Source organism: Methanosarcina sp. WWM596, assembly GCF_000969965.1.
In the GTDB taxonomy this organism is placed as follows: domain Archaea; phylum Halobacteriota; class Methanosarcinia; order Methanosarcinales; family Methanosarcinaceae; genus Methanosarcina.
This window is the reverse complement of record NZ_CP009503.1, coordinates 1782015-1796425: the sequence shown is the minus strand read 5'-3', so window position 1 is coordinate 1796425 and position 14411 is coordinate 1782015. Positions and strand designations below refer to the sequence as shown.

11 protein-coding genes and 1 pseudogene are annotated in these 14411 nt (G+C 40.9%); 7 read left to right on the top strand and 5 right to left on the bottom strand.

Annotated elements, in window-relative coordinates:
* Positions 1-449: 449 nt before the first annotated feature.
* On the top strand, positions 450-1949 hold the full coding sequence (locus MSWHS_RS07930) for a TrkH family potassium uptake protein (RefSeq protein ID WP_048159590.1): 1500 nt from the start codon (positions 450-452) through the stop codon (positions 1947-1949).
* A gap of 167 nt (positions 1950-2116) precedes the next feature.
* A complete protein-coding gene (locus MSWHS_RS07925; protein WP_048128141.1) occupies positions 2117-2767 on the top strand; it encodes a TrkA family potassium uptake protein in 651 nt (216 codons plus the stop codon).
* Between the two features lie 407 nt (positions 2768-3174).
* Here the strand turns inward: MSWHS_RS07925 and MSWHS_RS07920 are convergent, their stop codons facing one another.
* The 3 genes from MSWHS_RS07920 to MSWHS_RS07910 all read right to left on the bottom strand — a co-directional run bounded on the left by MSWHS_RS07920 (position 3175) and on the right by MSWHS_RS07910 (position 5911).
* The gene (locus tag MSWHS_RS07920) at positions 3175-4419 is read right to left on the bottom strand and encodes an IS110 family transposase (RefSeq protein WP_048125153.1); all 1245 of its coding nucleotides are present in this window, start codon (positions 4417-4419) and stop codon (positions 3175-3177) included.
* Positions 4420-4727: 308 nt separating this feature from the next.
* Entirely contained in the window at positions 4728-5066 is a 339-nt protein-coding gene (locus MSWHS_RS07915) for a branched-chain amino acid transporter permease (protein WP_048128199.1), read from the bottom strand.
* Positions 5066-5911: an AzlC family ABC transporter permease gene (locus MSWHS_RS07910; protein WP_082088102.1), complete on the bottom strand. Its 846-nt coding sequence runs from the start codon at positions 5909-5911 to the stop codon at positions 5066-5068. Before MSWHS_RS07910 ends, MSWHS_RS07915 begins: the two co-directional genes overlap by 1 nt.
* A 466-nt stretch (positions 5912-6377) precedes the next feature.
* Here MSWHS_RS07910 and MSWHS_RS07905 point away from each other — a divergent pair, with 466 nt between their 5' ends.
* Positions 6378-7226: a mechanosensitive ion channel family protein gene (locus MSWHS_RS07905; protein ID WP_231585644.1), complete on the top strand. Its 849-nt coding sequence runs from the start codon at positions 6378-6380 to the stop codon at positions 7224-7226.
* A 75-nt stretch (positions 7227-7301) separates the two neighbouring features.
* Here MSWHS_RS07905 and MSWHS_RS07900 read toward each other — a convergent pair whose 3' ends face one another.
* Together MSWHS_RS07900 and MSWHS_RS07895 are read right to left on the bottom strand one after the other, a co-directional pair.
* Positions 7302-8207 carry a mechanosensitive ion channel family protein gene (locus tag MSWHS_RS07900; protein ID WP_048128192.1) on the bottom strand — a complete coding sequence of 302 codons (906 nt, stop codon included), beginning with the start codon at positions 8205-8207 and terminating at the stop codon, positions 7302-7304.
* On the bottom strand, positions 8208-9257 hold the full coding sequence (locus MSWHS_RS07895; protein ID WP_156148145.1) for a hypothetical protein: 1050 nt from the start codon (positions 9255-9257) through the stop codon (positions 8208-8210). It lies immediately after the preceding gene.
* Between the two features lie 321 nt (positions 9258-9578).
* Between MSWHS_RS07895 and MSWHS_RS07890 the strand changes: the two are divergent.
* The 4 genes and pseudogenes from MSWHS_RS07890 to rsgA all read left to right on the top strand — a co-directional run bounded on the left by MSWHS_RS07890 (position 9579) and on the right by rsgA (position 14394).
* Positions 9579-10064: pseudogene (locus MSWHS_RS07890) on the top strand (Holliday junction resolvase-like protein).
* A 287-nt stretch (positions 10065-10351) separates the two neighbouring features.
* Complete coding sequence (locus MSWHS_RS07885) at positions 10352-11665, top strand: ATP-binding protein (RefSeq protein ID WP_048128186.1); 1314 nt, start codon at positions 10352-10354, stop codon at positions 11663-11665.
* Positions 11666-11848: 183 nt separating this feature from the next.
* Complete coding sequence (locus MSWHS_RS07880; protein ID WP_231585643.1) at positions 11849-13042, top strand: lipopolysaccharide assembly protein LapB; 1194 nt, start codon at positions 11849-11851, stop codon at positions 13040-13042.
* 254 nt (positions 13043-13296) lie between these two features.
* Positions 13297-14394, top strand: a complete 1098-nt coding sequence (rsgA, locus tag MSWHS_RS07875) for a ribosome small subunit-dependent GTPase A (RefSeq protein WP_048128184.1) — start codon at positions 13297-13299, stop codon at positions 14392-14394.
* Positions 14395-14411: the final 17 nt, after the last annotated feature.

Below are 14411 nucleotides of genomic sequence, written 5' to 3'. Positions count from 1 at the left end.
TATAGAGGGTCATTAAAATATGCTGTCATTGAAACTCTTCAAATTTTCATCGCACTTTCAAACCAAGGTATTCCACTTTTTATTCTTTGAAATTCCAGATGCCTGTCATTTCAATGATAGGTAGTTCACTCTTTTCTCTACAATAAGTTGCAGACATAAGGATTAGGCAGGTTCAATTCATTGGTCATCGGTTAAGGAATTTTCTTGCTGATGATCTCGATTTCAAAGAAAAAATCAAGCCCAAATCTTGGCGTTTAAACTGAAATTGATATTAAACTCCAGCTTAATATCGCTGAACAATTTGACAAACTTTGTGGAAATCGATACAATTTGATAATGATTCCTGTTTAACCGATGACCGATGAGGTTCAATTTAATACTTCAAAATATGACAACTTGATTCCAGGGTTAAACAGCCTTAAATAAATAAAAAAATATTATTGGTTTTTATGTATGAGCTTGTTTCTCCGGTAAACCCCCTTGCTGTCCTGAGGTACACAGGGCATCTTTTGCAAGTTTTTTCAGTAGTTCTGCTTGTTCCTATGCTTGCAGCATTTGTTCTCGGGGAAACAACTGCGGCTATAATTTATGGGGGCAGTGCCCTTATAACTGCAGTAACGGGGGTTATACTCCACAAAGTGCTTCCGGATTTTGAACTTGAAATAAAAGAAGCCCTGATCCTTGCAGCCATTACTTTTCCACTTTGTTCTTTAGTTAGTGCAGTGCCAATGGCGCTTTTCACCGGAATGCCTTTTCTGGATGCTTTTTTTGAGTGTGTTTCAGGCCTGACAACAACAGGCCTGAGCCTTGCCCCGCCTTCTCCTACAAGGCTCTTTTTCTTCACCCGCTCCTGGCTGCAGTGGGTAGGAGGAATAGGCATAATCGTGCTTGTGCTTGGAATCCTTATCCGCCCGGGGACTACGGCATTCAGGCTTTACAAAGTAAACTTCGGGGAAAGCCGAATCCGCCCCAGTGTAATTACAACTGCCAGGACCCTTGGTACGGTTTATTTTGCCCTAACACTGTTCTCACTGACACTCCTGCTCCTCAGCGGCATGCCTTTTTATGAAGCTATCTGCCATACCCTGAGTGCGATTTCTACAGGTGGATTTTCAACGCAGACTGCTAGCATCGGGGCATATGGGGGCTTTTTGATCCCGTTCCTGATAACAGTTTCCTGCATAATGGGTGCAATCAGCTTTTCGCTATATCCGGAAGTCCTGAAGGACCCCGGGGCGCTTATAAGGGATCCGCAGGTAAGGTACATGCTCGGACTTTCCGTACTCGGGACAGCCCTTTTTGCTTTAACTCTTTCAGGAGAAGCAGGTGGGCTTGAACTACTTCATATGCTTCCTGATGCTGCTTTTCAGGTAATCTCAGCCCTTACCGGGACCGGTTTTTCCACTATAGACCTGGCTCCCCTTTCAGACGCTTCAAAAGGTTTTCTCAGTGCAATTATGTGCATCGGAGGCAGCATAGGCTCAACTACAGGCGGGATTAAGCTTTTCCGGTTGATTGTAATCGTGCAGCTCATAAGACTGGTTTTCTACCGCTTTTTCCTCCCCAGGGAAGCAATTACCCCTCTCAAGGTAAAGTCACAGGTACTTGATTCCGACGAAGTCTACCGCATCATGACCTATGTGCTGCTTTATTCAGTTGTGCTCGTGTTATCAGCTTTCATTTTCATGCTTTACGGCATAAATTCAGCAGATGCTATTTTTGAGACTTCAAGTGCTCTGGCTACGGCAGGGCTGTCAACAGGCGTAACAGCTCCCGGAATGCCGTCCCTGCTCAAGCTTGTGCTCTGTTCTGATATGCTGCTTGGGAGGGTAGAGATAATTCCGCTCTTCATCCTGCTTCTGCCCAGGACGTGGCTTGAGAAAAAGAGTAAAACCGAGGAAAACAGAGTCAAAACCGAGGAAAACAGAGTCCAGGAAGATGCAACCTGAAAGAAATTTATTAGAAGAAGAGAGTAGAATAGATTAGAAGAGAGCGGTAGAGTAATAAAAGTTAAAAGAGAATAGAAAAGTTAAAAGATTAAGAAAAAACAAAAAGGCTACGAAAAAAGAAAAAGGTCATAATAAAGGAAAGTAAAGGAAAGTAAAGGAAAGAAAAAATGAGAGTAATCATTATTGGAGCGAGTTCCCTTGGGATGCACCTGACCCGCACGATGATTCAGCAGGGAAATGAGGTTGTCCTTATAGAAAAGGAAGAAGAAATTGCAAGGCAGCTTGCTGAAGAACTCGACTGCACCGTGATCAATGCCGAGGGCACCCACCCGGACATTCTTGAAAAAGCAGGAATGGATTCAACGGATGCAATTGTGGCCTGCACCAACCATGACCAGGACAATATTCTGATAGGTCTGATTGCACAGGAAGCAGGAGTTAAAAGGGTCATTGTCAAGACCGATGATACAAAGTTTATGGAAATTGCAAAAAAGCTGGGGATTAGCTCTGCAATTAACCCGCCTCATATCTCCTCAACCATTATTTCTGATACCCTGCGCGGAATTGATACTATCGAGCTGAGCAACCTTATCAGGGCTGACGTCCGTGTAATCAGCTTCATTACAGAGGAACAGCATGCCGGCAAAAAGATTTCAGAAGTCCAGTTTCCAGAAAATACTGACTGTATTGGGCTTTACAGGAAAACTGACTTTATCCTTGCACGGGAAGACCCGAAGCTTGAAGAAGGAGACGAGCTTCTCATAATCACACGTTCGGGGAATATAGACAGGGTTTGTGAGAAACTTCGAGAAACATAACCCGAATTGCGCCTCGCCCGAATTGCGATTTGGGATCTCAGGAAATCGGATATTTTCTGGGAGTTGCACTGCAAGTGCAACAGCCCGCAGTCCTTTTCGCTGCGCTCAAGAGGACTACTTTATGGGTTTTAGCAGGGGGATTCGTTCAAGCGAACTTATTTTAAGAGCTTTCTGATCGATACAACCTTATTCACTGTATCAAACCGTTTTTGTCACGCTCGATGCGGGAGAGCGGCTTTTCCAAAAAATCAAAAAAAAGAAAACATGCATGAAATTTCTTGGATAACAAGCTCAAATAAATGAAATTACTTGAAAGCACTTTCATGCCAAAAGACTAAAAATAAGAGCCATGAAGCAAAATTGAGGTCATGTCTTATTTAGCATGAAAGTATATGAGGAGATCTTCCTCACGTACTCTCTCTTTCTTCATTTCTCGCAATTACATATATTTCACTCATTATTTTGATCCTTTCATCAACTGAGAATATCTCAGTCTCCACTATCTTTCTCTTTTGAATTTCCCCCTTTTTATATCCAGTTTCATCTTCATACATCTCCTCGTTTGTGATCAGATGCCATATAATTGTTGCAATTTTTCTTGCCAGGGCAATAATTGCCTTTGAATGCCCAATCGACTTCTTTTTTCTGTTGAAAAACTCTTTTAACCTGCTATTTTTTGTTCTTGCTGCTGCCTGAGCAATCTGTGTTAGAATCCACCTTGCTTCCTTAGATCCTCTCTTAGTGATTCTTCCGTTATGGTATTTATCCGCTGATTGGTACACATTCGGAACTATGCCAAGCCATGAAGCAAGCTTATCCCCTGAAGAAAAATCTTTGAAATCGCCTATTTCAGCAATAAGAGTTGCCGCTCCAAGTTCTCCTATTCCTGGAACAGACATTAAAATTTCCATTTCTTGCTTATGATTTTTATAAGCATAATTGAATATTTCTTTTTCCAAAATTTTGATTTCATTGTCAAGATGCTTTATGATATCCAGACAGATCTGAAGCCTGAATGCAGCACCTTGAGAGATTTCTCTGTCCAGAGTTTCCCTTATCTGATCACTTTTTTTACGAACATTTGGGGAAAGGCTTGCTATAATCTGGTCAACGCTTTTACCTGAACAAATTCCTGATAGAATTGCTCTACCACTCTTACCAAAAATATCTGTTAGCACATTCTTCAGATTAAACATTTCAGGTGCGAGTATGGCGTGAGCTTCATTTTTTATATCTGTTCTTTTTTGTACAAGGTTATGGCGAAGCCGGATACATGAACGAAATGTTCTATGGTTTTTTGGGAAAACTCTTGATGGTTGAATCATATTATTCAATGCAAGTTGTGCGATGAATTCGGAATCGATCTTATCTGTTTTTTTGTGTGTAAACGCCTTCATATCTCGGGCATTTCCAACTATAACAGGTAGATGTTTTATCAACGCATCATAAATCGGAACCCAAAAGTCACTCGTTGATTCACAGGCAACAACGTCACATTTATCTGATATAACCCAGTTTTTAAAAGCTAAAATTTCGTCAGGGGTTCTAGAGAAATATTGTTGCTGTTTTTCACCAGATCTACTGAGGATTGTAGCAATGAAAAAGAGTTTGTGAATGTCTAAACCACAAGCTTTGTTAATGACTTCAACCAATTTAGATCACCAAATTAGATCACCAAATTAATTTGGGCAGTAGAATTGCCTCAAAGGCCAATTTAGCATCCGTGATCAAAGTCACATTTGAGCCTTCGATGGCAATTCACTGGTTAGTTTTATCACGGCTTCAAAGAACCAAAATAAGTACAACCTTACTGCCCAAGAGAATGATGAGGTTGATAGGTAAAAAAGGTAAGGAAAAAAAAGTACTTTCATTTCTTTGTGCCTGTTATTCGAAGAATTTCATATGCGTTTTATCTAATCTTCTTCTAATTATATTTTTGGGAAAATATCTGGGGAAAAGCTTAGAGGAAAGAAAAGACATTGAACTGTATAAGTGCCATGTAAAGCCCGGTCCCTGCAAAGATGCTGAGCATGGCGTTTCGTTTCCAGAAATGGAGTCCTGCAACAACCCCTATTGTAAACAATTCCGGAATCCCGTATGGAGCTGCAAGCCACTGTACATCCTTCAGGCAATAAATGACCAGCAGCAGGAGGATCATTGGAGGCAGGTTTTTTTCAATCGTTGAAAGTATTGCTGGCGGCTCTCTTGAGCCAAAACACAGGAATGGAAGAGCCCTTGTAGCAAAGGTCGCAAGGGCTATCACCGCGATGGTTACGAGTATTTGTAAAGTATCGGTCATCAGCTTTCCTCCTGTGAATTATCCTGAACAGGCTGTGCTGTCGCATGAGCCTGGGTATAAGTGTGTGTATGATCCTGACAATGAGTATTTTTGATTACTTTATTTATCTGCAGGTTTACCTGAAGATTTCCCTGCCCCAGTTTTTCTCTGCCTATCAAAATCAGGGTCCCCAGAATGATCGAGATCAGCAGCATATTGTCAGGGCTGAAGAGTATAAGGGAAGTGGCTCCTGCACCCACCGCAGCTATGAAGGGGAAGCGTACGCTGGAATTGAAATACTGCTCTATGGTCAGTACCACAAAAAGTGCAGTCAGCACAAAAGCCATGCCCTCAAGATTAAGGTCCAGCAGGGAGCCAAGCCCTGCCCCAAGCACCGACCCTGCTATCCAGTAGAGGTGGTCGAGGGCTGCAATATAGAAGTAAAACTTTGCCTTTGATCCACCTTTCGGGACTTCTGTTGTGGTCAGAAGGGCATATGTTTCGTCAGTCAACGCAAAGATAAGGTAAGGCTTGACCTTCCCGACATCGGAAAATTTATCCAGCAGGGACAGTCCGTAAAAGGAGTGCCTGAGGTTCAGGAGCAGGGTAGCTATAGCAAACTCAGTAAGTCCCGCCCCTGCGGCAAGTAAAGCTACTGCCAGGAACTGGCCTGCACCCGCATAAATTAGGAGACTCATAAGGAAAGCATAAATCCAGTGGTAACCGGCCCCGTCAATCAGAAATCCGAAAGCCATTCCGAGGGGTATGTATCCGAGAAACACAGGAACCGTAGTCTTGAGGGCACTCAGGAAAAGGTCCGTATTCCCTTTCCTTATTTTGTGCCTTTTTGCCTCCTTTCCAGTCATACTATCTCTTCTGTTACTCCTTTGCCGTAATTTATTCCGAAGAATGAGAAACATAAATTGTATCTATTATATTTAAATGTAATGAATATATATAATAATCCTTATCATATTATTGGAAAAATTGGTGATTATTTACTATGATTATTTACTATCTGAACGAGCCCTTCAAGTTACCTTCACGGCTGGAACCTATTAGTTCCGATCAAATTGAAGTTTAATATTCAACCACACAAGAAAAGAAGGATTTTCAAGATGAAAGAAGGGTTTTAAAGAAGGGCTTTGAATTGAATTGGTCCATGGGACTGACCATTTATAAGGCTGCCTATATTGATATATAAATAACATTATATTTTATTACATGAGGGTTCTCCAGAGACTTAATGTTTTTATCCTGCTGTTTTTGATACTTTTTATTGCATATATCCGGTATCTGACTAACTTTTATATCGTCGAGGATCGGACTCTATTGGATGCTCTTCTTACCTCTCTAATTGTAGTTTTTCTAGCCTATATAATAAATTCCCTTTTCGGAAACCTCATCCTTAGAAGAGTTTCGACTGCCAAAGATAGATATACTCTGCGGAAAGCCGTATCTATCCTTGTCACAGTACTTGTTCTTGCCTCCCTTTTTGCAATCTGGGTTGAGAGGACCAGCACCCTGCTTATCGCTTATGGGATTCTGAGTGCAGGTGTTGCAATTGCACTTCAGGACCTTCTGAGGAGCATAGCCGGAGGAATTCTCATAATTGTATCTCATCCCTTTAAAGCAGGAGACAGAATCCAGGTTGGAGACAGTACAGGGGATGTGCTGGATATAGGGAGTTTCAGCACCACAGTTATGGAAATTAAGGAATGGGTGGATGCAGACCAGTACACTGGTAGGATTCTCCATATCCCGAATAGTTTTGTCCTTAACCAGACGATAAAAAACTATACGAAGGACTACTCCTTTATTTGGGATGAAATCCGGATTTTGCTGATTTACGGCAGTAACTGGAAAAAAGCCGAAGATATTGCCCTTAAAACTGCAGGTCCAGTTGTAGGAGAGTTCGAAAACCTGGCGCGGACGGAGCTACGTCTTCTGGGAGGAAAATACTTTGTCACAACCTATGATGTGCAGACAAAACTCTACACAAAGCTGCAGGAAAACTGGATTGAAATGAGGTTAAGATACGTGGTGGAACCCAGGAAAAGAAGAGCAATCAGCCACCTTTTGATCTCAAACATTCTTGAGGCTCTTGAAAAAGAAGAAGATATTATGGTAGGAACGGCAACGAGTATCGACCTTATGAAGTCTCCAAATAAAAGAGAATAAAATCTACATGCAAGCTGTCAAACTATCCGAGTTGAAATGGACTCAGAGTTCGGAATCGTTCCTGGAATCTACGTTTTATTTGGATTCTTTAAGGTCTTCCGCATTTGACCCAAAATTTCTCCGAGTCATGACATCTAATTCATAATTGCCTTCTATTGAGGAAATATTCAGGAAATTAAGTTGTGGGGCCCTGATCCCATTCTTCTGAAATTCTATCCAGGTTCTTGTGTGAACATCGGATTCAAACTTGAATTGGTCTCTAAGGTCATTGACATAAGCTTTGGCTCTTAACCTCGTGTAGAATGGAAAGGCTTTATACAGCATGACAACAGGACTTTTTTTTGAGATATAAACGTATTTCGAGCTCACAACAGCTTCGCGTAAAATTCTCATTGCAGTTTCTACATTTGACTCTCCTGCAATATACAGGTCTATTACAACCATCATTTCCGAAGCCCCATAATTTCCACTTGCAACGGCTTCATTGAAAATCAGGCTGTTTGGGACCGTAACAGTATTGTCATCAGGTGTGACCAGTTTCGTTGCCCTTAGACTTATATCAGCGACTTCCCCATAATAATTTCCCATTGAGATTTTATCTCCTATCTGGTAAGGTTTTTCAAATGTAATTACCAGCCCTGCGATAAGATCTGAAAAAAGGTCTTTAATCCCAAAACCAATGGCTGCACCCAGAATCCCCGTAAGGAGGAGGATTTCAGCCCCGAAAATCTTGAAAATTTCTCCAAAAATGTAATAAAAAGCTATAACATAGATTGCAAATTTTACGATGGGGATAATAATTTTTACTTTGATTCTCCCACCGCGGTTCATTTTTTCAGAAAGTTTTGATAAAAGGGTGGTAATGATCCTGGCGAGAACGTATGCAAATAAAAATATCAGAACTATGGTTATGAGGGTTTGAGTGTCTATCGACGTCAGGGTTTCCAGAAGTTGCTCCCTGCTTTCATTTACATCTACCATTCACCACACCAGCCTCAATTTTTCCATGTATGTAATAACGCTGTTCAGAGCTTCGGGTCTTATGCGGTAGGAGTTAGCTTCATCTTTCAAAATAAGTTCCTGCGTTAAAAGCTGGAAGAGGATTTTATCCACTCTTATTATAGAGCCTATTATTTCTGCGATTTCAGTTTTTTTCAGGCTCTGATATGAAAGAATAAGGCTCAAAGTAAAAGCTTCCTCATATTCAAGGTCTATATTAAATGAAAATTGGTCTATATTTTTGGGTTCTATCCGGGGATAATCAAACCCAAGTTCCCAGATTCTCAATGCAATTCCAGGGTTTCCTTTTGATTCTATATAGATCTTTTCCAATACCCGGTCCTCAGCAGTTTCTATCTCTTGCTTGTAAAGGAGGCGGTTCTTAAGATAAAGAATATTAATTTTCGGGACTGGGATGAAAATTTCTTTACCCAGGAAAGCCAGTTCAAAAGGATATTTTATTTTATATAAAAGAGGTTCTTCTTTGGATTGTTTATCGCTAGCAAATATTATCTCATTTTTTCCATATCTTTTGAGGAGAAAGAGTCTGAGATCTTCCTTATTAAAAGCAGGAATGAAGATCTGTACCGGAAAGTATCGCCCAAGCTCGAAGGCTTCGTTCAGGTATTTCCATGTATAGAGGTTCCAGGTAGTGACAAAGATCCTATCCTGAGAGCTAATCATATCCAGAAATTCATAAAAAATATCAAAGCCACCAGGTTTTCTCATATACAGGAAGTGACAGTTATCAAAAATTACTACCCTTTTTGCATCACCAGAAAGAAAAATTTCCTTTTTATCTCTTACAATTTCAGAAAAAGTGATTTTTGTAGCCCTGTTTAAATTCATTTTCTCAATCTCATCACTCAGAGTAGTCTTTCCTCTAAGAGGTCCGGCTATAATAGCTATATTCAGTTTTTTTCCAATCTCAAAATCAGCAATTGCTGCCTGGATTTTCCCAATTTCCTCCTGCAATCCGATAATCTCGCCGAAGCTCTTTTCCCCGGAACCGCTATGCTGAATTCCCACCATATCCCCTATCTTATATTTCGTGTAGTGTAGTTTTTTGTAGTTTCCTCTATCTTATATTTCATGTATTGTATTTAATAGATACAGCTATTATTTCCAAAATTAAGTTATTTTCAGAAATAAAAATTTTTAAAGTATTGGCTTGATGTAAGATAAACCCTACTGGAACTTTTAAATATTTATAGCCATTTATAGAGTTTGAAATTTATTCTTCGGGATTTATTTCTCACTTAATTTACTCTATTTACTCTATTTACTCTATTTACTCTATTTACTCTATCAAAAAACCCAACTCTTCTCGGAGAAATAACTGCGGACGACTGGATGATTTCAACCCTGACCCTTTTTCTTGCTCTCCTTATAGTTTACCTGCTCATTAAATACATCAAATTGAAAGGTAGGGTCGAATCCCGTGCAAGAGACCTGTATGAAGCCTGGCAGACCAGGGAGATGGAACGCCAGGTCTCCGAAAAAGCCGATACTCTCTTCAGGACCTAGAAACTTGACGAGGAGAAAAAAATCCGCCAGGACGCCGTAAAGAAAAGCGAAGCCGTAATCTGCGGCAAGGTCACGGAACACCTGATCCCTTATTTCCCTGAATTCAAATACAACCTCAAAGATGCAAGATTCCTCGGCACCCCTGTGGACTTCATCATCTTTGATGGTCTTTCCGAAGGAGAAATGAATAAGGTGGTCTTTGTCGAGGTAAAATCAGGTAAAACCGGCGCCCTTTATCCTAGAGAAAAGCTTGTCAGGGAGTGTATCAACAGAGGAAAGGTCAGTTATGAGGTCATTCACAACAAGGAATGATCCCTTTTCATTAACTTTTTTTCCGGGACCGCTTTGTTTTTCATTTTTTAAACTTCAATTCCTTCATATTACTCGTTTTTATCCTGTATGTTTCAGCCCGAAGGAAGACCGACAGAAATGATAAGTATTATGGTAAAATTACCGATATAAATGATAAGTATTATGGTAAAGTTACCGATATAAATGATAAATATTTGAGTAAAATTACCGATATAAATGATAAGTATTATGGTAAAATTACCGATATAACTGGTAACTTTTAATAGCTACAAAAGATATCAAGATATATGGACAAAAAAGAGATACTGGAAATACTTCTCGATTGGAACTTCTGGAAAAAGGACCAGTACACTGGTACAAGAAGAGAAGGACTGTTGAACACAATAGAAAGAAAAGCACAAGCTAAAGAAATAATGGTCATAACCGGTGCAAGAAGGACAGGTAAATCAACTATAATCCTTCAGTATCTCGAAGACAAAATCAAAAAAGGAACAGCAAAAGAAGACATACTCATAATAAACTTTGAAGACCCACGTTTCAGGGGCCTTGATCTCGAGCTCCTGAACAGGATTTATGAGATCTACGAAACGGAAATAAAAAAAGGTTCTGAAGAGCAATACGTGGTTCTTGACGAAGTTCAGGTAATAGAAGGCTGGGAAAAATTCGCACGTTACCTTCATGAAAACAGGCGGATAAACGTATTTATAACCGGTTCAAGTTCAAGGCTTTTGAGTTCTGAATATTCAACCGTCCTCGCAGGCCGCCACATAGGCACAGAAGTATATCCTCTATCGTTTAAAGAATATCTTGGGTTCAAGGGCATACACATTGAGAGTGAGCTTGACCTTATCTCGGAACGTCACAGAATACAAAATATGCTTAAGGAATACATAGATACTGGTGGCTTTCCGAAAGTTGCGCTGGAGGAAGACGAAAGAAACAAAAAAGAGCTACTCTACACCTATTTCCGGGACATCCTGATAAAAGACGTAACTATGAGGTATGGGATAAGAGACATAGCAAAACTGGAAGAACTCACAAAATATTATCTAACAAGCATATCGTCTCCAAACTCATACAACAGGATAAAAAATGTTCTCAAAATAAGTCTCGATACAGTCGAGCGTTACTCCTCATACATTGAAGGCACATACATGCTGTTCTTTATAAAAAAATACTCCTATTCCTTAAAAGAACAGATCCTTAACCCGAGAAAGGTCTATTGTATAGACACAGGCTTAAGAAATACAGTATCTTTCGCCTTTTCAGAAGATTACGGCAGGCTGGTAGAGAATGTCGTGTTCATGCAGCTCAGAAGAAAATACCGGGATATCTATTACTGGAAAAACGAAAAGCAAAAGGAAGTTGACTTCCTGGTCAATGAAAAAAACAGGATCGTTCAGGCAGTACAGGTCTGCTGGAACATAAGCAGTGAAAAAACGAGAAAAAGGGAAATTGAAGGACTGATGTCAGCCATGGAGACCTTTGAACTGGACGAGGGGCTTATCCTCACTGAAGATGCGGAAGAAGAAATCATGCTGGAGAGCAAAAAAATAACCGTTATACCTGTCTGGAAATGGCTGCTTGTTGATGGGGAATGATGAAGGAATTAAGATCTTTGAGGGTGCTAAGATCTATGAAGAAGTAGATATCTATGTACATTCAGGCACTTTAGTTGTAAGATTGCGAAGTTCACCGGTTTTTTGCGGGAAAATTCCGGAAAAGGCGTTTAATTCTAATAATCTGAGGTCTAAATTCCATTTATGTCCAGACAAGCCGAAAATTTGTTAAATAGGAATTTAAAGGACATTTCGTCTCTGATTGAAGATAAGAAGTACAAAAAAGCCCTTGAAAAACTTGATAAGGCCGAAAACCTTGCGGGAAAAGCAAAGAGGCAGGATCTTTTATGCCGCGTCTTACTACAAAAGGGAGCGGTCCTGTTTTCCATGGGTAAACCGAATGAGGGCCAGAACCTGTATGATAAAGCCCTGGATATTTTCAGGGCTTCCGATTTAAACGAGGATGAGGATTCGGTTATTCAATCCACCCTTTCGAATACCTTCCGTGAGCTCGCAAGACATTTTAAAATGGCAGAAAGTGTCGAAAATGCAGAAAAGTGTTACATGAATGAAATAAAGGTCTACGAGATTCTTCTGGAGAAAAATCCAGAAGATGATGAACCCAAACTGGAAATTGCCAGAGCTTTCACTGCCATCGGGGATCTATATAAGTATTTTGAACCAGAGGATATGGACCCCGAAACTGAAAGGCAGTATTACGAAAAAATCCTGGATGTAAGGGAAAAAGCATTTGAGCTGCTTGATGATAGTGAGACCTATATATATGGCCTGGCTCATGCTCTTGGAAAACTTGTTGATTTTTATATAATTCAGCAGGACTATGAATCCGCGATTCAACTTCAGGAACGTGTCGTTGAGGTTATGGAGGAACTTATTGATCTTCTGGCAAACTGGAAGGATTTGAAAGCCAAAAGCAATGCCTATGATAAACTGGGCTCCCTTTATGCGAAAGTAGGAAAAGAGGAGCTTGCTGAGGAGCAGTATTCGGAAGCCCTTGAATATTATGTAATGATTTTTGATGATGAAATCTGGCCCCTTTCTGTTAAAATGAGGCTGGCTGCCGAAGTTATGGAACGTGGAAAGACCCTCCTCCTTTCAAAGAAATACGACAGTGCAAAAGAATCCATGGACCTTGCCTTCGATTTCCTTGGAGGAGTAGACAAAGAAGAGCTGAAAGACAGTGTGAAAGAAGCCATGGATCTGGCCTATGTTCTCCTTGGAGAAAGAGATGAAGAAGAGTCGGAAGACTCCGGCTATCTGGCAGAAATGGCTGGAATCTCCGTGGAGTATGCAAAAACTCTCTCAGACCTGAACCGGAATGAAGAAGCAAAGGAGTTTACTGCAAAATCGGAAAAAATATTCAGGAAACTGGTTGAAGAGGGTAATGAAGATTCATAAATTTCCTCCAACATACCCTTCAATTCTTCCAGAAAATCCAGGGTTGGTTTATCGAATTGTTTGGTGAGTACCGGGATTCTCACCAGCCGGCGAAGGAGGGCGGCTTTCTCAAGAAGCAAAAGAGGAAGTGACTATATAAGTGAGTATAATTAGAGAAAAGAGACGTTTACAGATAAAAGAAGTTTGCAGTTGCAATCGGATTGGGTAGATAAAGAATCAATAAACTTATCCATGTAAAATTGATAGTTATATTCATGAATGATCATCGTGAAACGGAAGGTGCAGGTAATAATTGCATTAATCGTATTTCCGGCTGGAATGAAGAGCTTGAATCGGCATTTTCTGCCTACAAAGGTCCCTACATTGCCGGAAGAATCGTATCCCGGCATAAAACGGTCTGTGAGATTCTTATCCCGGGGGCTGTCGTACAGGCAGGAATTTCCGGGGCACTCCTGAGAATTGGCAAACAACCGGTAGTAGGGGATTTTGTCGTTTTACTGGACCAGCCGGAACTGGGCTCGCGCATGATTGTGAATATCCTCCCCAGAAGAACCTGCCTATCAAGAGGGGCGACGGGGGATGGGAGCGGGGAGCAGTTGATTGCTGCAAATCTTGATACCATCTTTATTGTAACTTCTGCGGGAAAAGACCTTAACCTGCGAAGGCTTGAACGGTATCTTACCGTTGTGTATTCATCCGGGGCAAGCCCGGTGATTTTACTGAACAAAATCGACCTTGCGGATGACCCTGCCCTGATGACAGAAAAAATACAGTCCATTGCAGGAGACGTCCCTGTCATTCCCATAAGTGCCCTTTCAAAAGACGGGCTTGATGCACTCAGCCCTTATCTCAATCCCGGGGAAACAGTGGCACTTATAGGTTCCTCCGGTGTTGGAAAATCCACGCTTATAAACGCTTTTTTCGATGAAGTCATCCAGAAAACTGCAGATATCCGAAAAAATGATGAGAAAGGGAGACACACTACCACAGTCCGCCAGATGTTCCTGCTTCCCAACGGTGCAATTGTTATAGACAACCCCGGGATCAGGGAAATACAGCTCGGAGACTCTTCTGACGGCCTTGAAAAAGCGTTTTCCGATATCATTAATTTAGCCCGCAACTGTCGGTTCAAAGACTGCACTCACCATGATGAGCCTGGCTGTGCCGTTCTGAAGGCAGTAAAGGAAGGGCTTATTCCGGAGGAGCGGCTGGACAGCTATCACAGGTTAACCAATGAACTCATATTCCAGTCAAAAAAATCCGAAATCGGCCTGAAGCGGCTTGAGAAAGAAAAATACAGGGAAATGGGAGTAAACATAAAAAAATATCGAAAATTTACGGGAAAACCGTAAGCTGAATGCTCTGCATG